The organism is Klebsiella sp. ZJOU C1, from assembly GCF_035620215.1.
Classification (GTDB): Bacteria; Pseudomonadota; Gammaproteobacteria; order Enterobacterales; family Enterobacteriaceae; genus Klebsiella; species Klebsiella variicola.
In genome coordinates, this window is record NZ_CP141644.1 from 2448804 (window position 1) to 2475705 (window position 26902).

A 26902-nucleotide genomic window follows, 5' to 3' on the forward strand; every position below is an offset into this window, starting at 1 on the left:
GCATGCCGATTTATCAGATTGATGGGCTGACGCCAGTGGTGCCGGAGGAGAGCTACGTCCACCCAACCGCCGTGCTGATTGGCGACGTGATCCTCGGCAAAGGGGTCTATGTTGGACCCAACGCCAGTCTGCGCGGCGATTTTGGTCGCATCGTGGTCAAAGACGGCGCCAATATTCAGGACAACTGCGTCATGCACGGTTTCCCCGGCCAGGATACGGTGGTGGAAGAGGATGGCCACATCGGTCACGGCGCTATTCTGCACGGCTGCGTGATTGGCCGCAACGCGCTGGTGGGCATGAGCGCGGTGATTATCGACGGGGCGGTCATTGGCGAAAACAGCATTGTCGGCGCTTCGGCCTTTGTCAAAGCCAACGCCGAGATGCCCGCCAACCATCTGATTATCGGCAGCCCGGCAAAAGCGATTCGCACCCTGAGCGAACAGGAGCTGGCGTGGAAAAAACAGGGTACCCGTGAATACCAGGTGCTGGTGGAGCGCTGTAAGCAGACGCTGCATCAGGTGGAGCCATTACGGGAAGTGGAAGCAGGGCGTAAGCGACTGGAATTTGATGAAAACCTGCGGCCAAAAACGCAGCGCTAACTTTCCAGGGCAACCCGGAGGGGCTCGGTGGATTAGTGCTCAGCCAGTTCACGAAAGAACGCCGGGTTGGCCTGGATAACCGCCAGTACTTTTGCTGCCAGGCCTGTCGGGTTGCGCCGCCTGGACTCCCAACTTTTGATAGTATCCACGCTGGTACCCAGCGCTTTTGCCATCTCCGCCTGCGAAACATTAAGCTGAGTGCGGATGGCTTTCACATCAGCAACTTCATAGCGCGTCGCTCGGGCTGGGGCCTTGTTGCCGTCTTTGATCTCAACAGCCTCTTCCAGGGACGCTTTAAGTTCGTTGAAGTAACCCATTTCAAACCTCATTTTTTAGTCGCCGGGTCAGTTTCCTGAGTTCGTTTTTTTCCGCTGCGCTCAGGCTCTCTTTGGTGTGCTTGGGGTAGGCTAAGACGAGATAGATGATCTCGCGGGTTGCCAGAAAATAAATCACCCGCACGCCGCCGCTTTTTCCCTGTGAGCCTGTCGCCATTCTTATTTTCCGTAACCCGCCGGTATCCTGGATAAGATCGCCGAAATCCGGATTGCCTATGAGTTGCCTCTGCAGTGCCCTCAGATCTTCATCGCTGGCCAGCTGTTTTATCTGGCGGGTAAATAGCGACGTTTCGATAAATTCAATGGCATGACACACGAAAACGCTCCTTGCTAAGGTACCATGTACACCATCGAGTGTACATAGTACGCACTCCTGTTTTTGACCATGACAACGGTTGCCGTCAGCGACCGGGAGTGAGCCAGATTCGCGCGGCGACAGCCATGGTACAGGCTGGTGGCTTAAGGCGTTGGAATGATGTGTGAATTTACGAGGCGGCTCGTAAAAGGGGGATGGGCGAGGGGAAAAAACACTCCCGCCGGGCGGCGGGAGTGGAAATCTTAGGCTGCAACCACGCTGTCGATGGCCGCTTTGGCATCGGACTGCGCTTTGGCCGCCACTTCCGGGCCGTAAGCGATACCTTCGGCGAACACGAAGTTCACGTCGGTGATGCCGATGAAGCCGAGGAAGGTGGACAGGTACGGGGTGACCAGGTCGGTCGGGGTATCTTTATGGATACCGCCGCGGCTGGTCACGACGACCGCACGTTTACCGGTCACCAGACCTTCCGGCCCTTTCTCGGTGTAGCGGAAGGTGACGCCGGCGCGAGCCACCAGGTCAAAATAGTTTTTCAGCTGCGTCGGGATGTTGAAGTTGTACATCGGCGCAGCGATAACAATCACATCATTGCCTTTCAGTTCGGCGATCAGCTCGTCGGAAAGGGCCAGCGCTTCCTGCTGACGCGGAGTCAGCGGCGCGTCGCTCGGACGCAGGGCGCCAACCAGTTCACCATCCAGAACCGGGATCGGATTAGCGGCCAGGTCACGCACGGTGATCTCGTCGCCCGGGTGTTTTTCCTGCCATTGTTCAACAAAATAGTCGGAAAGCTGACCAGATTGTGAGTACCCTGCCAGAATACTGGATTTCAGAACTAATACTTTGCTCATGGGTGTTTCCTTTTTTAATGTGATTGACGGGTCAATGCCCTGGTGCTTGTTGACACTGTATTCACAATCGCGCCACAGAGATAGCGCAATATATCGAATCCTATGTTCAGATTTTTTGAACAAGGCACGGATGACACAGATGTGGTACTCTAAGGCAATACTTCAAAAGAGATTTTCCCGGCAGAGCTCTGCCCGATAACGCTATGACAGAACAACAAAAAATCACCTTCCCCCAGCTTTATCAACAGCTCGACGGCCTGATGCTGCGCGACAAAACGCGCTTCGCCCGCCGTCTGCACGGTGTGAAGAAGGTTAAAAATCCTGAATCGCAACAGGCCATCCTCCAGGAGATGGCGCAGGAGATAAGCCAGGCAGCCGGTAAAGTCCTGCTGCGCGAAGCGGCGCGTCCGGCCATCACCTATCCTGAAAACCTGCCGGTTAGCCAGAAAAAACAAGAGATTCTCGAGGCGGTGCGCGATCACCAGGTGGTGATCGTCGCCGGAGAGACCGGTTCGGGTAAAACCACCCAGTTGCCAAAAATCTGCATGGAGCTGGGCCGCGGGCTGAAAGGGCTGATCGGCCATACCCAGCCGCGTCGTCTGGCCGCGCGAACCGTCGCCAACCGTATCGCCGAGGAGCTGCAAACGGAGCCGGGCAGTTGCATCGGCTATAAAGTTCGCTTTAGCGATCACGTCAGCGACAACACCATGGTCAAGCTGATGACCGACGGTATTCTGCTGGCGGAGATCCAGCAGGATCGCCTGCTGATGCAGTACGACACCATCATTATCGATGAAGCGCACGAGCGCAGTCTGAACATTGATTTTCTGCTCGGCTATCTGAAAGAGCTCCTGCCGCGCCGCCCGGACCTGAAAATCATCATTACCTCGGCGACCATCGACCCGGAACGTTTCTCAAAGCATTTCAATCATGCGCCCATTATCGAAGTCTCCGGGCGGACTTACCCGGTGGAAGTCCGCTACCGGCCGATAGTGGAAGAGGCGGACGACACCGAGCGCGATCAATTACAGGCGATTTTTGATGCGGTTGACGAACTGGGGCGCGAAGGGCCCGGCGATATTCTGATCTTTATGAGCGGTGAGCGGGAAATTCGCGATACCGCTGATGCGCTGAATAAGCTGGATCTGCGCCATACTGAAGTGCTGCCGCTGTATGCCCGCCTGTCCAACAGCGAGCAGAACCGCGTCTTCCAGCCGCACAGCGGACGACGCATCGTGCTGGCGACCAACGTGGCGGAAACTTCGCTGACCGTGCCGGGCATTAAATACGTTATCGATCCCGGTACTGCGCGTATCAGCCGTTACAGCTACCGCACCAAGGTGCAGCGCCTGCCGATCGAGCCGGTTTCCCAGGCGTCCGCCAACCAGCGTAAGGGCCGCTGCGGCCGCGTTTCGGAAGGGATCTGTATTCGGCTTTATTCGGAAGACGATTTCCTGTCGCGCCCGGAGTTTACTGACCCGGAAATTCTGCGTACCAACCTGGCGTCGGTCATCCTGCAGATGACCGCCCTGGGCTTAGGCGATATCGCCGCCTTCCCGTTTGTCGAAGCGCCGGATAAGCGCAATATCCAGGACGGCGTGCGCCTGCTGGAAGAGCTGGGCGCCATCACCACCGATGAGCAGGCCACCGCCTATAAGCTGACGCCGATGGGCCGCCAGCTCAGCCAACTGCCGGTGGATCCCCGTCTGGCGCGCATGGTGCTGGAGGCGCAGAAGCACGGCTGCGTGCGGGAAGCGATGATCATCACCTCCGCGCTGTCGATTCAGGACCCGCGCGAGCGGCCGATGGACAAACAGCAGGCCTCCGATGAGAAGCACCGCCGCTTCCACGATAAAGAGTCCGATTTCCTCGCCTTCGTCAATCTGTGGAACTACCTTGGCGAGCAGCAGAAGGCACTGTCGTCGAATCAGTTCCGCCGCCAGTGCCGGGTCGATTTTCTTAACTATCTGCGCGTGCGCGAGTGGCAGGACATCTACACCCAGTTGCGCCAGGTGGTGAAAGAGCTCGGCCTGCCGATCAACAGCGAGCCGGCGGAATATCGCGAGATCCATACCGCGTTGCTGACCGGTTTGCTGTCGCACATCGGCATGAAGGATGCCGATAAGCAGGAGTTTACCGGCGCGCGCAACGCCCGCTTCTCCATCTTCCCGGGTTCCGGTTTGTTTAAAAAGCCGCCAAAATGGACGATGGTGGCGGAACTGGTGGAAACCAGCCGGCTGTGGGGGCGCATCGCCGCCCGCATTGAGCCGGAGTGGGTTGAGCCGGTCGCGCAGCACCTGATCAAGCGCTCATACAGCGAACCGCACTGGGAGCGGGCGCAGGGCGCGGTGATGGCGACGGAGAAGGTCACCGTCTACGGCCTGCCGATCGTTGGCGCACGCAAGGTCAACTACAGCCAGATCGACCCGGCGCTGTGCCGCGAACTGTTTATCCGCCACGCGCTGGTGGAGGGCGACTGGCAGACGCGGCATGCCTTCTTCCGGGAAAACCTGAAGCTGCGGGCGGAAATCGAAGAGCTGGAGCATAAATCGCGCCGCCGCGACATCCTGGTGGATGACGAAACCCTGTTCGAGTTCTACGACCAGCGCATTAGCCACGACGTCATCTCCGCCCGTCATTTTGATGCCTGGTGGAAGCAGGCCAGCCGCGAAACGCCAGACTTGCTCAATTTTGAAAAGAGCATGCTGATTAAAGAAGGGGCGGAGCAGGTCAGCAAGCTGGACTACCCGAACTTCTGGCATCAGGGCAACCTCAAGCTGCGGCTTAGCTACCAGTTTGAACCGGGCGCCGATGCCGATGGCGTGACGGTGCATATTCCGCTGCCTCTGCTGAACCAGGTGGAGGAGGCCGGATTTGAGTGGCAGATCCCAGGCCTGCGTCGCGAGCTGATTATCGCGCTGATAAAATCGCTGCCGAAGCCGGTGCGGCGCAATTTCGTCCCGGCCCCTAACTATGCGGAAGCGTTTCTCGGCAGGGCGACGCCGCTTGAGCTGCCGCTGCTTGATTCGCTGGAGCGTGAGCTGCGTAAGATGACCGGCGTGACCATCGACCGCGAGGCCTGGCAGTGGGATCAGGTGCCCGATCACCTCAAAATCACCTTCCGGGTGGTGGATGACAAAAACAAGAAGCTTCAGGAAGGGCGCTCGCTGCAGGCGTTGAAAGACGCGCTGAAGGGCAAAGTTCAGGAGACGCTGTCGGCGGTGGCCGATGACGGCATCGAGCAGAGCGGGCTGCATATCTGGAGCTTTGGTACGCTGGCGGAAAGTTACGAACAGAAACGCGGCAACTATAAGGTGAAAGCCTGGCCGGCGCTGGTGGACGAGCGCGACAGCGTGGCTATCAAGCTGTTTGATAATCCACAGGAACAGCAGCAGGCCATGTGGCGTGGTCTGCGCCGCCTGCTGCTGCTCAACATCCCGTCGCCAATTAAGTATCTGCACGAAAAACTGCCGAACAAAGCCAAGCTTGGGCTCTATTTTAACCCGTACGGTAAAGTGCTGGATCTGATTGACGATTGCATCTCCTGCGGCGTTGATAAGCTTATCGACGAGGCGGGTGGTCCGGTGTGGACGGAAGAGGGCTTCAGTCAATTGCACGATAAAGTGCGAGCCGAGCTCAACGACACGGTGGTGGAGATCGCTAAACAGGTCGAGCAGATCCTCACCGCGGTGTTCAATATCAACAAACGGCTGAAAGGCCGCGTGGATATGACCATGGCGCTGGGGCTGTCGGATATCAAAGCGCAGATGGCGGGTCTGGTGTATCGCGGTTTTGTCACCGGCAACGGTTTCCGCCGTCTTGGCGATACGCTGCGTTATCTGCAGGCGATTGAAAAGCGTCTCGAGAAGATGGCTATCGATCCGCACCGCGATCGCGCACAGATGCTGAAAATTGAGAGCGTGCAGCAGGCGTGGCAGCAGTGGCTGAATAAGCTGCCGCCGAACCGCCGTGAGGACGACGATGTCCGGGAGATCCGCTGGATGATCGAGGAATTGCGGGTGAGCTTCTTCGCCCAGCAATTGGGCACCCCGTATCCCATCTCGGACAAACGCGTCCTGCAGGCGATGGAGCAGATCACGCCGTAATCCCCTCATTCCCCAGCCCGGTGGCGCTGTGCTTGCCGGGCGGGGGCATATACTGAGGCTGATACTCATCAGTACGCCGCACCCGATAATCTTCCCGCCCCGGATGTGGCCCATACCGGTTCTCCCGGACGTAAAATTAACGGATTCTGAAAATCAACCCGGTGGCTTGGGGAACCTGCTTTATTGGCGTATGTTTAGCCTCGCTTTGCCGGATAAACAGGACACGGAGTCTATTTTTACGATGATGGCTATGTACAGACTATTTATGCTGGTGTCGGCCATTCTTGTTATTACGGCGTGTAAGCCTTTCGTTGACGCTTTTTCCTGTGATGAAACACAGCGGGCGATCAACGATGCCAATTTTTTTATTTTGACCTATCTTCCGCCGCTCAATGGTGAGGTGCAGAGCGTAAAAATTGACGGTAGCCAAAATAACGACGCAGGCACGCTGCGTTTTGCCCGGTGCCGCCGGCTGGAAAGTTACGAGCGAGCAAAAACTTTTAATACCGCGAATGACTCCACGATAGTCAGAGATAATGTTCACTGGCGAAATGATAAAGGATGGATGCGGGAATATATCCGACAGACCCGGAGCGCGACGGGAAATATCAGAAAAATGGTCATGCGTGAGCAGTTCTACACCGATAATCTCGGGCGCATTGTACGTTCAGATAATCTACTCGTGTCGCAGCAACCGCCCAAAGCCATGAGCACAACCACCTATCACTATGACGACCGCCACCGGCTGGCGCGTAAAACGGTCAATGGCGGCATGATGGCCATGCTTGTTGTCAATTATCGCTACGCGGAAGGGCATTTAAGCCGCATTGCCGACTCGGATGCGACCACGACGCTGCGTTGGGATGAAAAAGGGCGGTGGTTATCCGAGGAAAGAACCACCACGTATAGTACAAAAAACCAGTCGCGCTGTTTAGGCTGGGACCCCGAGGGGAACTGTACCGGGGAATATGGCGAGCATGAAGGATACGGCGGAAAAAGCGACGCGTCTCTGCACTATCAGTATACGTATTATCCCCAATGATCGTCAGCGGACGAATGCCGCTGGTGACGCGTCCCGGCGCGGGTTTTCTCCCTCTCCCTCGGGGAGAGGGCCGGGATGAGGGCATCAGGCCGCCCGGATCTTACCCATTCACCAGCGCCAGCGTAAACCCATCCCATCCCTTGATGCCCACCGTCTGCAGCGCGGTGGCAGTGAGCCGCGGGTTATCCCCGATCATTTCGATAAACCGACGCACGCCCTGCACGCGCGCATCATCGCTTTGTCCGTTAATCACTTCGCCATCGCGCACCACGTTATCGCCCACGATCAGCGTCCCGGGGTGCGAATAGTGCAGCGCCCACTCCAGATAGCGAGGATTATTAGGTTTATCGGCATCAATAAAGATCAGGTCGAACGGCTGCACATTCGCGAAATTTTCCAGCGTGTTCAGCGCCGGTCCTTCAATGAGTTCAATGCGCTCGTTTAGCCCCGCAAGGCGGATATTCTGGCGCGCCACCCCGGCATGGCCAGGATCGGCCTCGAGGGTAATCAGCTTTCCGTCGGCGGGCAGCGCACGCGCCATCCAGATAGCGCTATAGGCGCCGAGTGTGCCAATTTCCAGGATCCGCCGCGCCTGTGTTATACGCACCAGCAGCGCCAGAAATTGCCCCTGATTGGCCGCAACATCATGTTCAGGTAGCCCGGCGCGTTTGTTGTTTTCCAGTACCTGACTCAGTATGTCATCTTCAGGAATAAGCGAAGAAATCATGAAATTATCGACGGCAGACCACTGTTGTTGCATAGATTGACTCCCTGGTGGTTGTTGCCGGGTAGCGCTGCGCTACACCGGCCTGAATATGGGTTTCTGCGCTCTCCACGGTTGTGGACCGGCGCGCACAGGGTATTCACGCGTTCATCCAGCCGCCTCCCAGCGCCCGGTAAAGATCGATCTGCGCCAGCAGCAGGTTGTTCTTCACCTGCACTACGCTAAGCTGGGTGGAGAACAGCGTTCGCTGGGCATCGAGCACATCCAGATACGAAGAGTAGCCGTTACGGTAGCGATTCTGCGCAATGCGCAATGTTTCCTCCGCCACCGCCACCTGCCCCTGCAGTTCGGTCAGCTGTTCGCCGTAGCGGCTAATGGCGTCAAGGCTGTCATTCACCTCTTTGAACGCGCCGCGCACCGTTTTCTCGTAGCTATAGAGCGCCTGGTTGCGCTGGGCCATGGAGACATCCACCTGGGCATTTAACGCCTGGCGGTTAAGCAGCGGCGCCAGAATACTGCCGCCGACGCTCCACAGCCGCAGCGGGTTGTCCAGCAGGTCCGGCAGTGTACGATCCTGCATGCTGCCGGTAGCGGTGAGGTTGATAGACGGCAGCAGCTGCGCCTGCGACGAGGCCAGGGTGGCATCGGCGGCCACCAGCTGACGCTGAGCCTGTACGATATCCGGGCGGCGGTTGAGTAAGGTGGACGGCAGTTGCGACGGCAGACGCAGCGGAGTGAGCTGGGCGAACTCGCCGCGTTTTACCACGCCGGGGTTATCACCCAGCAGCACGCTGAGCGCATTTTCCTGCTGCGCAATCTGGTGCTGTAGCGGCGGGATCTGCGCCCGCGTTGAGCGCAGCTCCGAATCTGCCTGCATCAGCTCAAGGCGTGAAGTATACCCGGTTTCAAACTGACGCTTCGCCAGGCGCCACGCGTCTTCCCGTGATTTCAGCGTCTGCTGGGTAACCCGCAGCTGCTCATCCAGCGACAGCAGGGTCACGTAGCCGACGGCCACCGAGCTGGCGACGCTTAGATTGGCCGCGGCTGCAGCGGCTTTTTGCGCCTCGAGGCTGGCTCCGGCGGCGCTGGCCGCGCTGCGGTTGGCGCCCCAGATATCAACATCATAGCTGGCGGTCAGGCCGCCTTTGTACAGCGTGCTGTGGATCGGCAGGCCGGTGGCGGCGGACTGCGCGCGGGCGCGGGTACCGCTCAGGCTGGCGTCCAGCGAGGGGAAAAGGCTGCTGTCGGCGGCATAGGCCCGCGCCTGATACTCATTCACCCGCTCCCGGGCGATCAGCACATCGCTGTTATAGCGCAGCGCCCGGTCGACATACTGGTTGAGCGTGCTGTCATGGAAATTACGCCACCAGACGCCTTCCACCGGGCTGGCCGGGCCAACGTCGGCCCGCCAGGCGGCAGGGATGGTCAGGGTCGGCTGCGCGCGCTGCACGTCGGCGGATTGACAGCCGACCAGCGCGAGGATGACGGCAAGGGTGACCGGGCGGATCATGGCTGTTTCTCCGCGCGGGTATCAATGGTCACCTGCACCGACATACCGGGACGCAGGTGTTCGCTGTACTTCTGCCCGTCGTTGACCGTAATGCGCACCGGGATCCGCTGGGCGATCTTGACGAAGTTGCCGGTGGCGTTGTCCGGTGAGATGGCGCTGAATTCCACCCCGGTCGCCGGGGAGATGCTCTGCACCTTGCCATGGAAACGCTCACCGTTAAGCGCGTCGACGGTGAAGGTGACCGGCTGGCCGATACGCACCTCGGCAAGCTGGGTCTCTTTCAGGTTGGCGATCACCCAGTGCTGGGGCGGGACCAGCGAGGTCAGATGGGTTCCGGCGCTGACGTAGGCGCCAAGACGTACCGAGATCTGCCCCAGCTGGCCGCCGGTGGGGGCGATGATCTGCGTATTCTGCAGGTCGATCTGCGCCAGCTCGAGGGCGGCTTTGGCGCTGGCCACGTCGGCTTCCAGCGAATCGCGATTGACGATGGTCGATTCACGGTCCTGGCGCGACATCTCCAGCGCCGCTTTCGCCTGTTCAATATCCGCAGCCCCTTGCGCCGCGCTGGCGCGCGCCGAATCACGCTCGCGGATCGACAGCGAACCATCGGCAGTCAGCTCCTGTACCCGTTTTAAATCGGCCTGGATTTTCAGATTCTGCGCGCGGGCGTTTTGCAGCGCGGCTTCATTTTTGGCGATCGTCGCCTCGGCGCTTTTGCGCTGCTGCAGATTGTTGCGCAGCGCGGCCTCCTTCATCGCCAGGGTAGCCTGGGCCTGATGCACTCGCTGCTTATAGATGCGATCGTCTATCTGGAACAGCACCTCGCCCGGCTGGACAATTGCGAAATCTTTGACGTTGACGGCGGTGATGTAGCCGTTGACCTGCGGGCTGATAAAGGTGGTCTGCCCGCGCACATAGGCGTTATCGGTAAACTGGCTATGCCGGGTGAACGGCGGCAGTTGCCAGGCGTAGAGGATCACTAATACGCCGACGAGGCCTATCGCTGCGGCGGTAAAAATGGAGACCACGCGAATGTTGTTCCGGGTGTTGGCCTGTTGTTTGGCCGCATCCTGCTGACTCATAACGACTCCAGAGATGAAATGATGATAATTATTTGCTGCCGGTGGCGCGTTTTAAGGCGATACGGGCGGTCAGTCGTAAGCGAATTAAGCGCCAGAAAACCCACACTAATGTGCCGGCGGAGATGGCCGCCGTCAGCAGATAGGTGTCATTCCAGGCGAGAATATTGGCCTGCAGCGTCGCGGCGTTTTGCAGCAGGGTGGTGGCCTGAACGTTAAGCAGGGTGCTGTCGCCGATCTGGCTCTGATACATCTGGCTATACTGCTGCAGCCGCTCGACGATCAGCGGGTTCAGGGTGGTGATCTGGTCCGCCAGCTGGCTGGAGTGAAATTTTTCCCGCCAGGTCTGGAAGGTGCCGAGGATCGCCGACCCCAGCAGACCGCCGATGTTCTGGCTCATGCCGAATAGCACCGAGAAGCTGACCAGGTTGCGCGGATCGGCAAACACGCCGCCAATGCCGGCGAGCATCGCCGGGGCCAGAAAGAAGGCGCTGCCGAAGCCGAGTAAAAACTGGCTGAACATTAATTGTTCCGGACGGGTGAGGGCGTTGGACTGGCTGTCGAGCAGCGAGGCTACCATGATCAGCGCCAGGGCGGTGGCGGTCGGCCAGTAGAGCTTCTGCGGGTTGAGCGTCAGACAACTGGCGATGATCCCGCACAGAATGCCGGCGAAAATTGACCATGCGAGGTTAGTCATCTGTTCGTTTTGCAGACCAACGTACTGCAACCAGCCGATGACCCCGGTGTTTTGCTCCGCCAGCACGATGCGGATCAGCAGCATAATCAGGCCGAGGCGTACGATGCTGCCGCTGGAGAGCCACTTGGTATTGAGCAGGGGATTGCTGCGGTTATGCTCAAAGGCGATAGCGGCGACGATCAGCACCACCGCTGCCGCCAGCGACCAGCCGATCCACGGCGCTTCAAACCACCACTCGAGCCGCCCCAGCGACAGCACGGCGCACACCAGCGCCATGCCGGGCGCCAGCAGAAAGAAGGTGATAAAATCCTTCTTCTCGAACACCTTTTTACGATCGCTCGGCGGCAGTTTCAGCGCGATGACGCAGGCCAGCGACACCAGCGCCAGCCCCAGTTCAAAGAAGTAAAGGCCGCGCCATTCATCGATCTGCAGCAGTTCGGTGGAAAAGAGACGCGCCAGCGGAATGGCCAGCGACGAGCCGGTGATGCCGATGGTTAGCCCTTTCAGGCGGTGGCGTGCGGGCCAGGCCTGCACCTGGTAGTAGATCCCCAGCGAGCTGAGCGCTGCGGCCACCATGCCGTGGGCGGCGCGGACCATCATCGCCGAGCTGAGATCGTTGACGAACAGGTGGAAAAAGGTGACCAGCACATAGAGCACCAGAAAGCCTTCGGTAAAGGCGCGCAGCCCAAACTGCTGGCGAAATTTCACCAGCAGCAGGTTGATGGAGACGTTGGTCATGACGTACACCGCCGGCAGCCAGGCGATCTCGGTCGACCAGGCGGCGAAGGTGCCCTGCAGCAGCTGCAGGTTGGCGGTGACCACCGCGTTGCCCAGCGCGCCGGTGAGGCACACCAGCAGGCCGACCACGCCATAGGCGAGACGTTTCTGCGGACTGTGCAGCGGCGTCGAGGGCGAGCCAAGCAGGGCTGGTTTTTCATGCGGCGCCCAGTCATGCGGGGCATAGGGGTTATCCTGGCGACGGGGCATTATTTCTTCTCCACTTCGCGCAGCAGTTTTTCCAGCACCCGCTGAGTTTGCTCCCGCTCCTGCGGGGTAATCGCCGTCAGGATCTCTTCGCGCAGATCGTCCGCCACCGTTTTGACCTGCTCATACAGCGCCATTCCCTGCTCGGTGGCGACCAGCAGCCGCTTACGTTTATCGCTGGCGGTGGTGACACGCTCCACCAGGCCGAGGGCGACCAGCCGGTTGATCAGCGGCACAATGGTCGGACTCTCTACCCCCAGCTCCTGCGCCAGTTCGCTTTGCGACAGCGGCTGTGGCTGGCGGGCAATGGCCGCGACCGCCACCCAACTGGCCTGGCTCAGGCCAAGGTCCTTTAGCCGACGGTTGACCGCCAGCCGCCAGTGATGGGCGGTGAGGTATAAAAGATGGGAGAAGTTAAGCTGTCGATTGTCCATAGGTCGTCTGTCAATATCGTTAGAGCTCTAACGAGTTTATGTCGGGCGACCGCCATAATTCAAGGCGAAGGAAAAAAATTGGTTAACGGTATGTGCGTTTATTGTGGCTAATAGCGATGGGTTAACCCGCGAACCCTCTACTCACTGAGGATGCTCTTATTCTGCGCCATGACCCAGGTGATAAAGGCCCGTAGCGGCACCGGTATATGTTTCCGGCTCGGGTAGTAGACGCAGAAATGGTCGGCAGGATAGTGGTAGTCGGGTAACAAACGGACCAGGCTGCCCGCGCTCAACTGCTGCGTCACCAGCGACTGATAGACAAAGGCGATGCCTAATCCGCTCTCCGCCGCCTGGATCATCGCCGTATCGGAATCAACGACCAGATCGCCTCTGACCGAAACTTCGCTGGGCTCACCGCTGGGGCTAATAAACTCCCAACGGTACTTTTCACCGCTGGGAAAACAGCGGTTGATACAGCGGAAATTGACCAGCGACTGCGGGGTGTCGGGCTCGCCGGCCTCGCGGATATAGGCCGGGCTGGCCACCGGGATCAGCGACAGCTTCTCGCCAAAGGGGATGGCAATCATATCTTTGGGCACATCCTGCGAATAGCGAATACCGGCGTCAAAACCGGACTCAATAATATTGACTTTCCGATCGGTGGTATACAGTTCGAGCGTTACATCGGGATAGGCGGTTTTAAAGGCAATAAAATAGTGTTGAAAAAACAGGTCAAGAACAATACGCGGTAAATTGACTTTCACCACGCCTTCCGGCGTCAGGCGATGATAATTCAGGCTGTCAACCACCCGGCGATAATCATTGACCACCGGCGTCATATTATTAAGAAATTCCTCACCCACGGCAGTTAATGACAAACTGCGCGTCGAGCGATTCAGCAGGCGTACGCCTAACTTTTCTTCCAGATGATTAATAGCGCTGGTGAGGGCCGGTGGTGAAAGATTTAATGCCCTGGCGGCCTGGCGAAAACTGCCATGTTTCACTATGAGTATTAATATTTCAATTTGTTGCAAATCCGGTAAGGTTTTCATTGTTAATTTCCAGCTAACACCGCGTTCGGAATAGATTAATTGTTATCAATGTAAAAGGGAAGTATATATTTAATAACATTCAGCACGTAAGGAAAATAAGGTGAAAACACGTTATCTCGGAAAAGAGAAGTTCCAGGTTTCCGCATTGGGTCTCGGGTGTATGGGAATGAGTTTCGCCTACGGCGGCGCCGAGGAGTCGCAGGCGATTAATACGATTCATGCCGCGGTGGACATGGGCGTGACCTTCCTGGATTCTGCCGAAGTGTATGGTCCTTTCGATAATGAAGTTCTTGTCGGGAAAGCGATAAAAGGTATCCGCGATAAGGTGCAGATTGCCACCAAGTTTGGTTTTCGTATTTTGCCGACCGGCCAGGGACTGGAACGCATGGCCGGCGTCGACAGTCGTCCGGAACATATTCGCGAGTCAGTGGAAGGGTCGCTGAAGCGGCTGAATATCGAGACCATCGATCTGCTCTATCAGCACCGCGTCGATCCGGCGGTGCCGGTGGAAGACGTGGTGGGCACCATGGCCGACCTGGTTAAAGAGGGGAAAATTCGTCATATCGGACTGTCGGAAGTCTCATCCCAGACGCTGCGCCGGGCCTGCAAGGTGCATCCGATTACCGCCGTGCAGACGGAATACTCGCTGTGGACCCGCGAGCCGGAGGCCGGTATTCTCAACGCCTGCCGCGAGCTGGGGGTGGGCTTTGTCCCATACAGCCCGCTGGGGCGCGGCTTCCTGACGGGAAAAATCACCGATCCTGGCGTCTTCGCTGAGGATGATTTCCGCCGTAATCTGCCGCGCTTCCAGGCCGAGACCATGCGCAAAAACCAGCTGCTGCTTGAGCGCCTGCAGCAGGTGGCCACGCGCTATGACGCGACCCTTGCGCAGATTGCCCTGGCCTGGGTCATGAGCAAAGGCGAGGATATTGTGCCTATTCCGGGGGCGAGGAAAATTGCCCATCTGCGCGATAATGCCGGAGCCGCGAATATTACCCTCTCACCTGAGGATATTCTCACCATCGAAGATATTTTCACTCCCGATAACGTCACTGGCTTACGCTATAACCAGGGCGACTTTAACTTAATCGAAAAATAACTCCCTGAATACTATTCTCCCGCCGTCCTGGCGGGAGATGAGGTTACTTATGACTATTGCTGTTTCCCGTTCGGCGGGATTGCCTGCGGCAGTTTATGCGCTTTCCGTGGGCTCATTTGGTATTGGTACCACCGAATTTGTGATTATGGGATTATTACTCGATGTGGCCCATGATTTTCATATATCCATTACGCTTGCCGCCTGGTCTATTACCGCTTATGCCTGTGGGGTGGTGATTGGCGCGCCGCTCCTCACACCGCTATTAAGCCGCTACCCCAAAAAACCGGCGTTGTTATTTCTGATGATCTTATTTTCCATCGGTAATTTAGGTTGTGGTATTGCCGGTAATATGACCATGCTAATTATTTTTCGGGTAATAACCGCCTTAGCCCACGCCTCATTCTTCGGCATCAGTTCGGTTTATGCCGCGGAGCTGGCGCCGTTGGAGAAACGGGCTTCGGCGGTCTCCGCCGTCTTTCTCGGCGCCACCCTGGCCAATATTCTGGGCGTGCCGCTCGGCGCCTGGGTAGGGCAATACCTTGGCTGGCGCTACACCTTCTTTATGGTCACGCTGATTGGCATTCTTTCCGCCCTGGCAGTCATTGCCCTCGTGCCCGGCCGTCAGGCCCAACCGGCGGTGCAGAGTCGGATCCGCGACGAGCTGAAGGTGCTGCGCCATCCGACGGTGCTGCGCAGCCTGCTGATCACCGCGCTCGGGTTTTCCGGCGTCTTCGCCGCCTTTACCTACATTGCGCCCATGCTGAAAACCGTCACCGGGATGAGCGAACATCTCATTCCACCGGTGCTGGTGCTGTTTGGCGTCGGGATGGTCGCCGGGAATCACCTCGGCGGCCGCCTGACCGACGGTGGGGTCCGCCGGGCGCTGCTGCTGACCCTGGCCTTGCTTATCGTCGTCCTGTGCCTCTTTCCGTTCGCCATTCAGACGCTACCCGGCGCCTGCGCGGCGGTGTTTCTGCTGGGGGCGGCGATGTTCTCCACCATTCCGCCGCTGCAGATGCAGGCGCTGGACAGCAGTGAGACCGGCAAAAGCATGGTCTCCTCGTGCAATATCGCCGCCTTTAACCTCGGCAATGCCGCTGGCGCCTGGTTTGGTGGGCTGTTGCTCACCGCCGGCGTCTCCCTCTCGCATATTCCCCTGGCCGGTGCATGCCTGACCGCCAGCGGATTTGTTATCGCTAGTGTGACGTTGTCACCTTTAAAAGGAAGTCAAGCATGAAGTATCGGTATTTAGGTTCCACCGGGCTGTCGGTGTCGGAGCTCTGTTTTGGCGCCATGACGTTTGGTGAAAAAGGGGCCTTTCTCGGCGCGCCGGGACGCAACTGGTCGGAATTCGGCGTGGTGCCTGAGCATACGGCATACGATCTGGTGTACAAAGCGCTGGACGCCGGGATTAACTTTTTTGATACCGCGGACTGTTATAAAAACGGCCAGGGCGAAGAGCTGCTCGGTAACGCGCTGAAGGGGAAACGCCAGCAGGTGATTATCGGCACCAAAGGACGCTGGCAGACCGACCCCAATCCGAACGCGCTGGGGGCGTCGCGCTACCATATTATTAATGCCGTCGACGCCAGCCTGCAGCGGCTGAAAACGGATTATATCGATATCTATCATCTCCACGGGTTCGATCCGCGCACCGCGCTGGAGGATACCCTGCGGACGCTGGATGCGTTGATTCGCGCCGGGAAAATTCGCTACATCGGGGTCTCCAACTACGCGGCCTGGCAGCTGGCGAAGGCGCTGGGGATCTCAGAGCGCCTCGGACTGGAAAAATTCTGCGTCTATCAGGGCTATTACAATATCGCCGCGCGAGAACTGGAGCATGAGATTATCCCGCTCAGCGTCGATCAGAACGTCGGCATCACCGTCTGGAGCCCGCTGGCCGGGGGCTTCCTCACCGGTAAATACCCTCGCAATCAGGCGTTTCCTGAGGGCAGTCGGCTGGCGAACGCCACCCCGTTTGAGTCGGCGCCGATCGCCAATCGCGAACAAGCCTGGCAGACTCTGGAAGTGATGCAGGAGATTGCCCGTCAGCGCAACGCCAGCGTGGCGCAGGTGGCGCTCAACTGGTTGCGTACCCGCCCGGGGATCACATCGCTGGTGATCGGCGCGACCAAACTCGCCCAGCTGGAGGATAACCTGGCGGCACTGAACTGGACGCTGAGCGACGAGGAGGCGGCGATCCTCAACAGCGTGAGCGAAAAAGAGAAGCCTTATCCCTACTGGCATATCTGCAATGTCGCCGGCGATCGCCGTCTGGCCGACGATATCTACCCCTAACTCACCCTGCACCCAGGCAACACGCGTATGCCCCCCTGGGGGCATACAGAGAGGCTCGATCGTGAAAAAAGTACTCATTGTTGGCGCCGGCCCGGTAGGGTTAATCATTGGCTGCTATCTGAATAAGTATGGAATTGATTTTGATATTATTGATAAAAATACACACAGCACCACCTGGTCCAAAGCGCTGAGCGTCAGTCCGGCGACGATTAAAGCCTTCCACGGCTTAGCCCTTGCCGGGGAGCTGACCGCCCAGGGCAAGCAGGTTCCGTCAATTTACGCCTGGTATAAAAACCGCAAGTTTCTGCATATTGATAACCGCCATCTCCCCACCTGCTATCCCTTCCATGTCAGTATCCCGCAGCCGCGGACGGAGAAGATCCTTGAAACGGCGCTGGCCGAGGCCGGTCAACTGGTGAAACGCGGACATCAGCTGGTCTCCTGGCGGCGGGAGGAAGGGCGCTATCACGTCTCTCTGCTCGACGATGCCCGCCGGGCCTGTTCCGCTACCTATGACTATATTATCGGCGCCGACGGCGCGGCCAGCACCGTCCGGGAGCTGGCCGGGATTGGCTTTAGCGGCCATGATTACCCGCTGCATTTTGTAATGGCGGACGTGCAGTTCGCCAGCGCGGCGACGCTCCCGGGAACCTCTTACTATATTGACGAGCTGGGCTTTCTGATCTTTCTGCCCATGCCGGACAATCAGGTCAGGATCGTGATTAAAAGAGCCGGTCGATTACCGTCGCCGCGTCCGGTGCCGGATCTGCAGGAGATCAACGTGGCGCTGGCGCGCTTCTGCCCCGAGGTTCCTCCGGCGCAGGCGCTGACCTGGTCCTCCAGCGCCAACTTCTATAACCGGATCGCCGATGACAATCTGCAGCACAATATCATGCTGGCAGGCGATGCTTTCCATCTGTTCAGTCCGATTGGCGGGCAGGGGATGAATACCGGTATTCAGGATGCGATTAACCTGGCCTGGAAGCTGGCCTTTTACCTGCATGGCGTCGCCAGCGACCGGCTGCTGGCATCCTATCGCACCGAGCGTTTCGCCGCGGTGAGCGGCGTGCTGCACGCCACCGATCACGATACCGGCCTGATCGCCGGTCTGGTGCCGAAAAACCATATCGACGCGGTCTACTTTCCGGAGTTTTGCAATCGTCACTATTATCGCCACCAGCTGCCGCTGCAGTACGCCGGCTTTGCCGCGCCGCAGAGCGCTCACCCGAACGGCCTGATGGGCCACCATGTCCCGTGGTACGTCTTTACCTCGCCGCAGGCGAGGTTTCGCAACAGTTATGACGCCTTCGCCAGCGGTAAGGTCGTGGTCTTTTCCGCGCGCGTCGACTGTCCTCCCTTATCCCGCCTGAAACCTGGCGGCTGGTTTATATTCTGCGCCCTTGACCCGGCGGACGAGGCGTTTCTCGAGGCGCTACAGATTGGCCGCGATGACTATGCGGTGATCAATCCCGATGGCTATGTGGGCTTTACCGGCAGCGAAGCCGGGACATCGCAGTATCTTTCCTCGCTCTACGTAATGGAATAATCATGAATAAAGTGTATATCGTCGCGGCCTGCCGTACGCCGGTGGGGCGTTTTCTTGGCGCCCTGAAAACGGTCTCTGCGGTGGAACTGGCCGCGCTCACCGTCCGCCACAACCTGCAGCAGGCCGGGATTGACCCGGCGTGGATTGACGAAGTGATCTGCGGCTGCGTCCTCGCCGCCGGGCAGGGGATGGGGCCGGCGCGTCAGGTCGCGCTGCGGGCGGGGATCCCGGTGCAAAAACCGGCTTACACCCTGAATATGATCTGCGGTAGCGGCATGAAAAGTATTACCGAAGGGGCGATCCATATCCAGAGCGGTTATGCCGACATGGTCGTCGCTGGCGGGATGGAAAACATGAGCCAGGCGCCGTTTTTGCTGCGGGGAGAGATAAGGGGCGGCGTGAAATTTGGCGCGTTCAGCAGCGAGGATCTGATCCAGAGCGATGGCTTAACCGATCCGCTGTTGCATATTCCGATGGGGGAAACGGCGGAGGCCATCGCCGCGCATGAACAGATCTCGCGCGCAGAACAGGACCAGTACGCGCTGGACAGCCATCAAAAAGCCTCCGCCGCCAGCCGCGCCGGCCATTTTGCCGAGGAGATAGTGCCGGTGACGGTCAGCGGGAAGCGGGGCGTCAGCGTGGTCCGCGAGGATGAGCAGATCCGCCATGACCTTAGCGCCGACCAGCTGGCGGCGCTGAAACCGGCTTTTCGTCGCGACGGGAGCGTCACGGCGGGCAACGCCTCGGGGCTGAACGACGGCGCGGCGTCAGTGATCCTCGCCTCGGCGCGCGCCGTTGCGCAGTACGGCCTGCGGCCGCTGGCTGAGATAGTCGCCTTCGGCGAGGGCGGCGTCGACCCGGCGATGATGGGGCTTGGGCCGCTGCCGGCCATGACGTGCGCCCTGCGCCGCGGGCGGTTTCAGCTCAGCGATATGGCGCGACTGGAAATTAACGAAGCCTTTGCCGCGCAGGTGCTGGGGGTGGTCAAGGGGCTGGCCCGCGAGCATCAGATGACGGCGGAGGAGATAGCCGCCCGCCTGAACGTCAACGGCGGCGCGATTGCCCTCGGGCACCCGCTCGGCAGTTCCGGAACCCGGATTGTCGTGAGCCTTCTGCACGCGCTGCGCCGGGAGAATAAACCGACCGGCCTGGCCTCGCTGTGTATCGGCGGCGGGATGGGTATTGCGTTAATTGTGAAAGCGATCTGAGGAGACAAGCGCCATGGAAAAATTAATTGTGGTGGGTGAGAAATTTACCGATTTTGCCCGGCGGCATCAGAACGTGCTGACCGTCAACGAGTTTGAGCGTTTTGTCTGGAGCGGCGAGCTCGCCGGCGTCGATAAAATCGTCATTGGTCAGGGCGTGCAGCTCGACGACATCTCCCGCACGGTCTGCATTATTCGTCAGCACTATCCGGATAAAATCCGCCAGATCGTCAATCTGCAGGATCTCTATTATCAAAACAACCGCGATCATCAGCGGCTGGTGCATAAACGTAAAAAAGAGAACATCCTCATCACCTCGCCGGAAAAACGCGATGAAGATAGCTATTGCGCGCGTCTGATCCTGCAGGACGCCTCGGAGCTGCTCTGCGACCACCAGACCGGGCAACACATCCAGGGGATGGTGCTGATCGAGGCGGCGCGGCAAACCATCATCGCCACCTCGGAGAAATTTCTGCTGGCGGAGGCGGGCGTGGCGATGGACGAGAAGTACTTCACGCTGAGCTCGCTGCAGGTAGCTTTTTCCAGCTTTGTTTTCCCGCTGCCGGTGACCATTGTGCTGAATGTGGTGTCGCGCAAAAGCTCAGCCCACGGCCGCTTTACCTGCGAGTGTTCGGTCGGTTTTGACCAGACCGGCACCCGCAAAGCGGAAGTCGGCTTTAGCTTCAGCGTCTATGACCTGAACTACATTACTCGTAAGGAGTGTGAGCAGGCGGCGCTCTGCCATCAACATTATCTGGTCAGTATTGAGCAGGGGGACGGGGATGAGCATCGCCTTTTTTGACGTGGATGAAACGCTGATTACCGGCAAAAGTATGTTCCTGTTTCTGCACCGCTATGCCGAGGAATATCCGCTGCAGTGCGGTTTGACGGCCGCGGCGATTGTCCGCCAGCTCCAGGCGCTTAGCAAAGCGGGTCAACCGCGGGAGGCGATCAATCGCTACTACTATTCGCTGTTTCGCCATGAGCCGCGCGCCCAGGTGCGGGCGGTTGCTGAGGCACTGTATCGCGAAGGTGGGTACGGTTTTCACCGTGAGGTGGTGGCGATCCTCCGGCAACATCAGGGGCGCGGGGATGACGTGGTGTTTGTCTCCGGATCGATGACCGACATTCTCTGGCCGGCGATGGCGGCGCTGGGGGTGGAGCATGCCCTGTGTTCAGAGCCGGTGGTGGTTGACGAACACTATACCGGGGAACTCTGGCGGACCGCCATTGGCGAACATAAGGCGTTGCATGCTCAACGCTACGCGCAGGAACGGGGCCAGCCGCTGGCGGCGTGCTATGCCTTTGGGGACCATATCTCGGATCTGCCGCTGCTCGCGCTGGTTGGCAACCCCTGCGCGGTCAATCCGTGCGCGGCGCTGCTGGCGGAGTCGCAGCGTCGGGGATGGCCGGTGCTGTGGTCTAACGGCGGTTGACGGCACGATAGCGAAAAAAAGGGGGCGGCGCTACGCCACCCCCTGATTCACACCCTGACGGGGATCAGCCCGGGTAGATGCCGCGGTCTTTACGCGCCATCAGGATGCGTTCGCAGGCCACGATATAGGCGGCGGTACGCAGCGTACACGCTTTCTCGGCGGCTTTATCGCAGACGTGAATAATGGCGTCGGTCATGATGCGGTCCATCTTGGCGTTGATCTCTTCTTCGCTCCAGAAGAAGCTGGCCATATCCTGCACCCACTCAAAATAGCTGACGGTCACCCCACCGGCGTTACAGATAACGTCCGGCACTACGATCACGCCGCGCTCGGCCAGCACGTCGTCCGCTTCCGGATAGGTTGGGCCGTTGGCCCCTTCCAGCACCAGTTTGCAGGTCAGCTTCTCCGCGCGCTCGCGGGTGATTTGCCCTTCCAGTGCCGCCGGGATCAGAATGTCCATCGGGGTGGTCCAGAAGGCGTCTTTATCGATCTCCTGGGCGCCAGGGAAACCGGCAATCTGCTTTTTCTCCGCCTGCCAGGCGGTGAGGGCGGCCATATCAATCCCGCCTTCGTTATACAGGGTCGCGGTATGATCCTGAATGACCACCACGCGGGCGCCGACGCCGGCGAACAGGCGGGCTGCTTCGCTACCGACGTTACCAAAGCCCTGCAGCGCGACTTTGGCGCCTTCAATTTCGATACCGGCGCGACGAGCCACTTCCCGGCCGGTGACAAATACGCCACGCCCGGTGGCCTTTTCACGGCCGAGGGAGCCGCCGAGGTGGATCGGTTTGCCGGTGACCACGCCGGTAATGGTGGTGCCATGGTTCATGGAGTAGGTGTCCATCATCCATGCCATCACTTTACCGTTGGTGCCGACGTCCGGCGCCGGAATATCTTTCTGCGGCCCGATAATAATGCCGATTTCGCTGGTGTAGCGGCGGGTCAGACGCTCCAGTTCACCTTCTGACAGTGAGAAGGGGTCGACGCGAATGCCGCCTTTGGCCCCGCCGTAAGGAATATTGACCGCGGCGCACTTAATGGTCATCCAGGCAGAAAGTGCCATGACTTCGTTAAGATCGACATCCGGATGGTAGCGAACACCACCTTTACCCGGTCCACGCGACAGATTGTGCTGAACGCGATAGCCCTCGAAGTGGCGGATGGTGCCGTCGTCCATTTGCACAGGAATGTCGACGATCAGCGCACGCTTCGGATGGCGCAGGGTTTCCACCCAGTAGGCAAGATCGCCGAGATAAGGCGCGACACGGTCGATCTGGCGCAGGTAGGTGGTCCATGGAGATGTACTACTTTCAGATGCGTAAGATAACTTTTCCATAAGAGTCCTGTTTCTCAGTGTTATTTATGTCGTGTAAAACCGTGGAATAGCTACAGCAGTAAACTCTGTGCAATGAATGGTATCACCAATTTTATAAAGCGGTATTTGACGGCAATTCCGATTTTTAAATTTTTGTTAGATTTTTTATTTTTTAAGTGAATAACTACGCACGCCAACCACCTACAAGCTGTGCATTTTAATTCACTTTTTATTCACTTAAGTGCATAGAAAAATATTTTTTTCTATGTTTTTCATTATCTTGATGATCTTCAAAAAGTGAATAAATTGCTTCCACCCGTATTGACAATCTTATTGTTCACAGGCCAGCATTAGCCCACACAACAACATGACGTTAACCATGAATTAACAAATACCCGCAAAATAAATAGGGCTTATTTTTCCTGTGGTGAATATTTTTGCCATCACAGCGGGCGCGCTCGTGTCCAAAATAAGCCGAGGGTCAGGGTTAATGTCGATTGTCCAACGCGGCGGGAGCGTTTTCCGTCGTCTTACGTTCCGGAGATGAATGATGTCAGGCACTATGACTCGCGAAGATTTTGACGCTTACCTGGTTCCCTGTTTTGCCCCCGCGCCGTTTATTCCGGTCAGGGCGGCGGGTTCCCGCGTCTGGGACCAGCAGGGGAAAGAGTATATCGATATGGCGGGCGGCATTGCGGTGAATGCCTTAGGCCATGCCCATCCGGCGCTGGCTCAGGCCCTGCAGGATCAACTGGCGAAACTGTGGCATATCGGCAATGGCTATACCAACGAGCCGGTGCTGCAGCTGGCGAAAACCCTCGTGCAGTCGACCTTTGCCGATAAGGTGTTTTTCTGCAACTCCGGCGCCGAAGCCAACGAGGCCGCTCTCAAACTGGCGCGGAAATACGCTCACGATAAGTTTGGCGGTGAAAAAAGCGAAATCATCGCCTTCAACCATGCCTTCCATGGCCGGACGCTGTTCACCGTCTCCGTCGGCGGCCAGCCGAAATATTCCAGCGATTATGCTCCGCTGCCGCAGGGCATTACCCATCTGCCCTATAACGACATCGAGGCGGTCACCGCGGCCATCTCTTCGCGCACCTGTGCGGTGATCGTCGAGCCGATCATCGGCGAAGGCGGCGTGATACCCGCTGACCCGGCGTTCCTCCAGGCGCTGCGCACCCTCTGCGATCGCCATCACGCGACCCTGATATTCGATGAGGTGCAGACCGGGGCGGGCCGTACCGGCCATCTCTACGCCTACCAGCACTACAACGTCGTCCCGGACATCCTCACCAGCGCCAAAGGGCTGGGGGGCGGCTTCCCAATCGGCGCGATGCTGGCGAAAGAGGCCTGGGCGCAGGTCTTCCAGCCGGGCACCCATGGCACCACCTTCGGCGGCAACCCGCTGGCGGCGACCGTCGCTAACGCCGTGCTGGCCCATCTCGATGCGCCGCTGCTGGCGGGCGTTGGCGAGCGCCATGCGCTGATTGTTGACCAGTTGAATGCGATCTCTGCCCGTTACGATGCGTTCAGCGCCGTGCGGGGCACCGGTCTGCTGATCGGCGCTGAGCTGGCGGGGCCGCTGCGCGGCAAGGCCAAAACGTTGACCAACCTGGCGGCGGAAGAGGGGCTGATCGCCCTGATTGCCGGCCCGGACGTGCTGCGCTTCGCGCCGGCGCTCAATATCCCGCTGGCGGATATTGCGGAAGCCTTCGTGCGCCTTGATCGCGCCGTTGCTCGCTTAACCCGCTAACCGGGAGGACGGCCTGTGATGCTATTTCGTCCCGTACGGGAAAACGATCTCGACGACATCGTCCGCCTTGCCGCGCGGGCGGGGGTCGGCATGACCTCCTTACCGCATGATGCCGGGCGCCTGGCCGCCCGGATCCAGCGCAGTATCGAGACCTTCGCCGGCGAACTGCCGCGCGGCCAGCAGGGTTTCCTGTTTGTGCTGGAAGACACCGCGCTGGCGCGGGTGGTGGGGGTGAGCGCCATTGAGGTCGCGGTGGGCCTGGACGAGCCGTTTTACAATTTTCGCATTCAGAAAACGGTTCGCGCCTCGAAAGCGCTGGGAGTCTATAAGCCTCAGGAGCTGCTTAATCTCAGCTATGACCACACCGGGCACAGCGAACTGTGTACGCTGTTTCTCGACCCGGCCTATCAGCGCAACCGCAATGGTCTGCTGCTCTCCAAGGCGCGCTTTTTATTTATCGCCGCCTTCCGCGAGTGGTTTTCCCCGCACCTGTTTGCCGAACTGCGCGGCTGCAGCGATGAGCAGGGGCAGTCGCCGTTCTGGGATGCGCTGGGCCATCACTTCTTCGACATCCCGTTCGCCGATGCCGACCGGCTGACCGGCACCGGCATGAAAACCTTTATTGCCGAACTGATGCCGGCTTACCCGATCTATATATCACTGCTGCCGGAAGCGGCCCGCGAGGTCATCGGTCAGGTGCATCCCAATACCGCCCCGGCGCGGGCGATCCTCGAGAAAGAGGGATTCAGCTGGCGCGGCTCGGTGGATATTTTCGATGCCGGACCGGTGCTGGAGGCGAACACCGATCAGATCCGCGCCGTGCGCGACAGCCAGTGCCTGCCGGCCCAGCAGCTGATGGGCGCCCTGCCGGCGCCGACGCTCGTCGCCAACGGTCAGTTCGACAATTTCCGGGCGCTGCTGGTGGCCCACGAAGAGCAGGTCTCACTGGATGCCGCCGCGCTGGACGCGCTGCAGGTCAGTGAAACCGACCGCGTTTATACGGTAACCCTGAATCCAGAGGAAAACAGATCATGGCGGTAAAAGCACAGTTTATAGCCGGGCAGTGGCAGGCGGGCAGTGGGGCAACGATGAGCAAACTGGCCCCGGAGGATCAGTCGCTGCTGTGGCAGGCGGCCAGCGCGGGTGCCGACGACGTCCAGGCGGCCTGCGCCGCTGCGCGCGCGGCGTTTTACCCCTGGTCGCACCGGCCGCTGGCCGAGCGTATTGCCGTGGTGGAGCGTTTTGCCGCGCTGCTGGAGACACATAAAGAGGCGCTGGCGACCCTGATTTCCCGCGAGACCAGCAAGCCGCGGTGGGAGACCCGCACCGAAGTACAGGCGATGATCGGCAAGGCCGCGATCTCCATCGAGGCCTATCACCAGCGGACGGGCTTTCATGAGTCGACGCTGCCGGACGGAAAAGCACAGCTGCGCCACAAACCGCATGGCGTGATGGCGGTCTTTGGTCCCTACAACTTCCCGGGCCACCTGCCCAACGGGCACATCATTCCGGCACTGATTGCCGGGAATACCATCGTGTTTAAACCCAGCGAGCTGACGCCGGCCACCGCCGAAATGACCGTCCAGCTGTGGCAGCAGGCGGGCGTCCCTGACGGGGTGATCAATCTGCTGCAGGGCGGAAAAACCACTGGCCAGGCGCTACTGGAAAATCGTGATATCGACGGCGTACTGTTCACCGGCAGCGCGGCGGCGGGTTTCCACTTCCATCGCTATTTCGGCGGCCAGCCGGAGAAGATGCTGGCGCTGGAGATGGGCGGCAACAACGCGCTGATCGTCGCCGACGTGGCCGATGTCGATGCGGCGCTGCATGTGATTATCCAGTCGGCGTTTATCTCCGCCGGGCAGCGCTGCACCTGCGCGCGCCGGCTGATCGTGCCGCGCGGCGAGCAGGGGGATGCGCTGCTGCAGCGGCTGGTCGCGGCCAGCGCGCAGATCCGCGCTGGCAAGTGGGATGACCAGCCCGCGCCGTTTATGGGCGGAGTGATTTCTCTCGACGCCGCGCAGAACATGCTGGCGGCGCAGCAAAAACTGGAGGGGCTCGGCGGCAAGGTGCTGCTGCGCATGCGCCAGCCCGACCCGCACTCCACGGTGCTGACGCCGGGGATCGTCGACGTCACCGGTATCGAGGTGCCGGATGAAGAATACTTTGGCCCGCTGCTGACGGTTATCCGTTATGACGATTTCCCGGAGGCCATTCGCCTCGCCAACCAGACCCGCTATGGCCTGGCCGTCGGGCTGATCTCCAGCGATGCGGCGCAGTTTGAACAGCTGGCGGACGAGGCGCGGGCCGGGATCGTCAACTGGAACAAGCCGCTGACCGGCGCCTCGAGTAAAGCGCCGTTTGGCGGGGTGGGCGCCTCCGGCAACCATCGCGCGGCAGCGTGGTACGCCGCTGATTACTGTGCCTGGCCGATGGCCTCTCTGGTCAGCGATACGCTGACGCTCCCGGCGACGGTATCGCCGGGCCTGCCATTCTGATAACGGATCCTGTGAGGACA

General features: G+C 59.2%; 22 protein-coding genes and 2 pseudogenes. 13 read left to right on the top strand and 11 right to left on the bottom strand.

All coding sequences use genetic code 11. The features are described from left to right. The first annotated feature begins 2 nt into the window (after window positions 1-2). The gene (gene paaY / locus SPE70_RS11635; protein WP_008805114.1) at window positions 3-599 is read left to right on the top strand and encodes a phenylacetic acid degradation protein PaaY; all 597 of its coding nucleotides are present in this window, start codon (window positions 3-5) and stop codon (window positions 597-599) included. Window positions 600-631: 32 nt separating this feature from the next. On the opposite strand, the gene nadS is transcribed toward paaY, so the two are convergent. The 3 genes from nadS to azoR all read right to left on the bottom strand — a co-directional run bounded on the left by nadS (window position 632) and on the right by azoR (window position 2098). Continuing rightward, window positions 632-916: a NadS family protein gene (gene nadS / locus SPE70_RS11640; protein ID WP_012541926.1), complete on the bottom strand. Its 285-nt coding sequence runs from the start codon at window positions 914-916 to the stop codon at window positions 632-634. A 1-nt stretch (window position 917) separates the two neighbouring features. Further along, window positions 918-1250 (bottom strand): type II toxin-antitoxin system RelE/ParE family toxin, encoded by a 333-nt coding sequence (locus SPE70_RS11645; RefSeq protein WP_008805112.1) that lies wholly within the window; start codon window positions 1248-1250, stop codon window positions 918-920. A gap of 242 nt (window positions 1251-1492) precedes the next feature. Next, the gene (gene azoR, locus SPE70_RS11650; protein WP_002902889.1) at window positions 1493-2098 is read right to left on the bottom strand and encodes an FMN-dependent NADH-azoreductase; all 606 of its coding nucleotides are present in this window, start codon (window positions 2096-2098) and stop codon (window positions 1493-1495) included. Window positions 2099-2358: 260 nt separating this feature from the next. Here azoR and hrpA point away from each other — a divergent pair, with 260 nt between their 5' ends. Continuing rightward, entirely contained in the window at window positions 2359-6204 is a 3846-nt protein-coding gene (gene hrpA, locus SPE70_RS11655) for an ATP-dependent RNA helicase HrpA (RefSeq protein WP_230138769.1), read from the top strand. A 241-nt stretch (window positions 6205-6445) separates the two neighbouring features. Then, window positions 6446-7246 (top strand): hypothetical protein, encoded by an 801-nt coding sequence (locus SPE70_RS11660; protein ID WP_226544850.1) that lies wholly within the window; start codon window positions 6446-6448, stop codon window positions 7244-7246. Window positions 7247-7346: 100 nt separating this feature from the next. Here the strand turns inward: SPE70_RS11660 and SPE70_RS11665 are convergent, their stop codons facing one another. From SPE70_RS11665 to SPE70_RS11690, 6 genes and pseudogenes are all read right to left on the bottom strand, one after another. Continuing rightward, complete coding sequence (locus SPE70_RS11665) at window positions 7347-8006, bottom strand: O-methyltransferase (RefSeq protein ID WP_016160918.1); 660 nt, start codon at window positions 8004-8006, stop codon at window positions 7347-7349. Between the two features lie 103 nt (window positions 8007-8109). Next, entirely contained in the window at window positions 8110-9480 is a 1371-nt protein-coding gene (locus SPE70_RS11670; RefSeq protein WP_136047374.1) for an efflux transporter outer membrane subunit, read from the bottom strand. Then, entirely contained in the window at window positions 9477-10562 is a 1086-nt protein-coding gene (locus tag SPE70_RS11675) for an HlyD family secretion protein (RefSeq protein ID WP_008805107.1), read from the bottom strand. Before SPE70_RS11675 ends, SPE70_RS11670 begins: the two co-directional genes overlap by 4 nt. A gap of 28 nt (window positions 10563-10590) precedes the next feature. Continuing rightward, window positions 10591-12243, bottom strand: a pseudogene (locus SPE70_RS11680) (MFS transporter). Next, complete coding sequence (locus tag SPE70_RS11685; RefSeq protein ID WP_008805105.1) at window positions 12243-12674, bottom strand: MarR family winged helix-turn-helix transcriptional regulator; 432 nt, start codon at window positions 12672-12674, stop codon at window positions 12243-12245. Before SPE70_RS11685 ends, SPE70_RS11680 begins: the two are co-directional and overlap by 1 nt. A gap of 137 nt (window positions 12675-12811) precedes the next feature. Beyond that, window positions 12812-13726, bottom strand: coding sequence for a LysR family transcriptional regulator (locus tag SPE70_RS11690; protein ID WP_008805104.1), 915 nt, complete (start codon window positions 13724-13726; stop codon window positions 12812-12814). Window positions 13727-13826: 100 nt separating this feature from the next. Here SPE70_RS11690 and SPE70_RS11695 point away from each other — a divergent pair, with 100 nt between their 5' ends. The 7 genes from SPE70_RS11695 (at window position 13827) to SPE70_RS11725 (ending at window position 21310) form a co-directional block, all read left to right on the top strand. Beyond that, on the top strand, window positions 13827-14825 hold the full coding sequence (locus SPE70_RS11695) for an aldo/keto reductase (protein WP_012541920.1): 999 nt from the start codon (window positions 13827-13829) through the stop codon (window positions 14823-14825). A gap of 49 nt (window positions 14826-14874) precedes the next feature. After that, the gene (locus tag SPE70_RS11700; protein ID WP_039103267.1) at window positions 14875-16062 is read left to right on the top strand and encodes an MFS transporter; all 1188 of its coding nucleotides are present in this window, start codon (window positions 14875-14877) and stop codon (window positions 16060-16062) included. Further along, window positions 16059-17123 carry an aldo/keto reductase gene (locus SPE70_RS11705; protein ID WP_008805101.1) on the top strand — a complete coding sequence of 355 codons (1065 nt, stop codon included), beginning with the start codon at window positions 16059-16061 and terminating at the stop codon, window positions 17121-17123. Before SPE70_RS11700 ends, SPE70_RS11705 begins: the two co-directional genes overlap by 4 nt. A 61-nt stretch (window positions 17124-17184) precedes the next feature. After that, complete coding sequence (locus tag SPE70_RS11710) at window positions 17185-18669, top strand: FAD-dependent oxidoreductase (RefSeq protein WP_044649993.1); 1485 nt, start codon at window positions 17185-17187, stop codon at window positions 18667-18669. A 2-nt stretch (window positions 18670-18671) separates the two neighbouring features. Beyond that, a complete protein-coding gene (locus SPE70_RS11715) occupies window positions 18672-19877 on the top strand; it encodes an acetyl-CoA C-acyltransferase (RefSeq protein ID WP_131024176.1) in 1206 nt (401 codons plus the stop codon). A 13-nt stretch (window positions 19878-19890) separates the two neighbouring features. Beyond that, window positions 19891-20676: an AfsA-related hotdog domain-containing protein gene (locus SPE70_RS11720; protein ID WP_012541915.1), complete on the top strand. Its 786-nt coding sequence runs from the start codon at window positions 19891-19893 to the stop codon at window positions 20674-20676. Beyond that, window positions 20657-21310: an HAD family hydrolase gene (locus tag SPE70_RS11725; RefSeq protein WP_012968352.1), complete on the top strand. Its 654-nt coding sequence runs from the start codon at window positions 20657-20659 to the stop codon at window positions 21308-21310. The genes SPE70_RS11720 and SPE70_RS11725 overlap by 20 nt, the downstream gene beginning before the upstream one ends. 64 nt (window positions 21311-21374) lie before the next feature. On the opposite strand, the gene SPE70_RS11730 is transcribed toward SPE70_RS11725, so the two are convergent. Both SPE70_RS11730 and SPE70_RS11735 read right to left on the bottom strand, forming a co-directional pair. Continuing rightward, on the bottom strand, window positions 21375-22649 hold the full coding sequence (locus SPE70_RS11730) for a Glu/Leu/Phe/Val family dehydrogenase (RefSeq protein ID WP_008805096.1): 1275 nt from the start codon (window positions 22647-22649) through the stop codon (window positions 21375-21377). 212 nt (window positions 22650-22861) lie between these two features. Then, window positions 22862-23009: pseudogene (locus SPE70_RS11735) on the bottom strand (hypothetical protein). A 169-nt stretch (window positions 23010-23178) separates the two neighbouring features. Here SPE70_RS11735 and SPE70_RS11740 point away from each other — a divergent pair. The 3 genes from SPE70_RS11740 to astD are packed head-to-tail and all read left to right on the top strand — an operon-like array spanning window position 23179 to window position 26882. After that, window positions 23179-24384 carry a bifunctional succinylornithine transaminase/acetylornithine transaminase gene (locus SPE70_RS11740; protein ID WP_012968351.1) on the top strand — a complete coding sequence of 402 codons (1206 nt, stop codon included), beginning with the start codon at window positions 23179-23181 and terminating at the stop codon, window positions 24382-24384. 18 nt (window positions 24385-24402) lie between these two features. Further along, the gene (gene astA / locus SPE70_RS11745; RefSeq protein WP_162678306.1) at window positions 24403-25425 is read left to right on the top strand and encodes an arginine N-succinyltransferase; all 1023 of its coding nucleotides are present in this window, start codon (window positions 24403-24405) and stop codon (window positions 25423-25425) included. Next, complete coding sequence (gene astD / locus SPE70_RS11750) at window positions 25416-26882, top strand: succinylglutamate-semialdehyde dehydrogenase (protein ID WP_136047373.1); 1467 nt, start codon at window positions 25416-25418, stop codon at window positions 26880-26882. Before astA ends, astD begins: the two co-directional genes overlap by 10 nt. Window positions 26883-26902 lie beyond the last annotated feature (20 nt).

Excerpts from the sequence above, each read along its gene's own strand:
- SPE70_RS11675 (WP_008805107.1), bottom strand. The coding sequence starts at position 10,562 with ATGAGTCAGCAGGATGCGGCCAAACAACAGGCCAACACCCGGAACAAC.
- SPE70_RS11670 (WP_136047374.1), bottom strand. The coding sequence starts at position 9,480 with ATGATCCGCCCGGTCACCCTTGCCGTCATCCTCGCGCTGGTCGGCTGT.
- SPE70_RS11740 (WP_012968351.1), top strand. The coding sequence starts at position 23,179 with ATGTCAGGCACTATGACTCGCGAAGATTTTGACGCTTACCTGGTTCCC.
- paaY (WP_008805114.1), top strand. The coding sequence starts at position 3 with ATGCCGATTTATCAGATTGATGGGCTGACGCCAGTGGTGCCGGAGGAG.
- hrpA (WP_230138769.1), top strand. The coding sequence starts at position 2,359 with ATGCTGCGCGACAAAACGCGCTTCGCCCGCCGTCTGCACGGTGTGAAG.
- astA (WP_162678306.1), top strand. The coding sequence starts at position 24,403 with ATGCTATTTCGTCCCGTACGGGAAAACGATCTCGACGACATCGTCCGC.
- azoR (WP_002902889.1), bottom strand. The coding sequence starts at position 2,098 with ATGAGCAAAGTATTAGTTCTGAAATCCAGTATTCTGGCAGGGTACTCA.
- SPE70_RS11725 (WP_012968352.1), top strand. The coding sequence starts at position 20,657 with ATGAGCATCGCCTTTTTTGACGTGGATGAAACGCTGATTACCGGCAAA.
- SPE70_RS11685 (WP_008805105.1), bottom strand. The coding sequence starts at position 12,674 with ATGGACAATCGACAGCTTAACTTCTCCCATCTTTTATACCTCACCGCC.
- SPE70_RS11690 (WP_008805104.1), bottom strand. The coding sequence starts at position 13,726 with ATGAAAACCTTACCGGATTTGCAACAAATTGAAATATTAATACTCATA.
- SPE70_RS11705 (WP_008805101.1), top strand. The coding sequence starts at position 16,059 with ATGAAGTATCGGTATTTAGGTTCCACCGGGCTGTCGGTGTCGGAGCTC.
- SPE70_RS11700 (WP_039103267.1), top strand. The coding sequence starts at position 14,875 with ATGACTATTGCTGTTTCCCGTTCGGCGGGATTGCCTGCGGCAGTTTAT.
- SPE70_RS11730 (WP_008805096.1), bottom strand. The coding sequence starts at position 22,649 with ATGGAAAAGTTATCTTACGCATCTGAAAGTAGTACATCTCCATGGACC.
- SPE70_RS11660 (WP_226544850.1), top strand. The coding sequence starts at position 6,446 with ATGATGGCTATGTACAGACTATTTATGCTGGTGTCGGCCATTCTTGTT.
- SPE70_RS11715 (WP_131024176.1), top strand. The coding sequence starts at position 18,672 with ATGAATAAAGTGTATATCGTCGCGGCCTGCCGTACGCCGGTGGGGCGT.
- nadS (WP_012541926.1), bottom strand. The coding sequence starts at position 916 with ATGGGTTACTTCAACGAACTTAAAGCGTCCCTGGAAGAGGCTGTTGAG.
- SPE70_RS11720 (WP_012541915.1), top strand. The coding sequence starts at position 19,891 with ATGGAAAAATTAATTGTGGTGGGTGAGAAATTTACCGATTTTGCCCGG.
- astD (WP_136047373.1), top strand. The coding sequence starts at position 25,416 with ATGGCGGTAAAAGCACAGTTTATAGCCGGGCAGTGGCAGGCGGGCAGT.
- SPE70_RS11665 (WP_016160918.1), bottom strand. The coding sequence starts at position 8,006 with ATGCAACAACAGTGGTCTGCCGTCGATAATTTCATGATTTCTTCGCTT.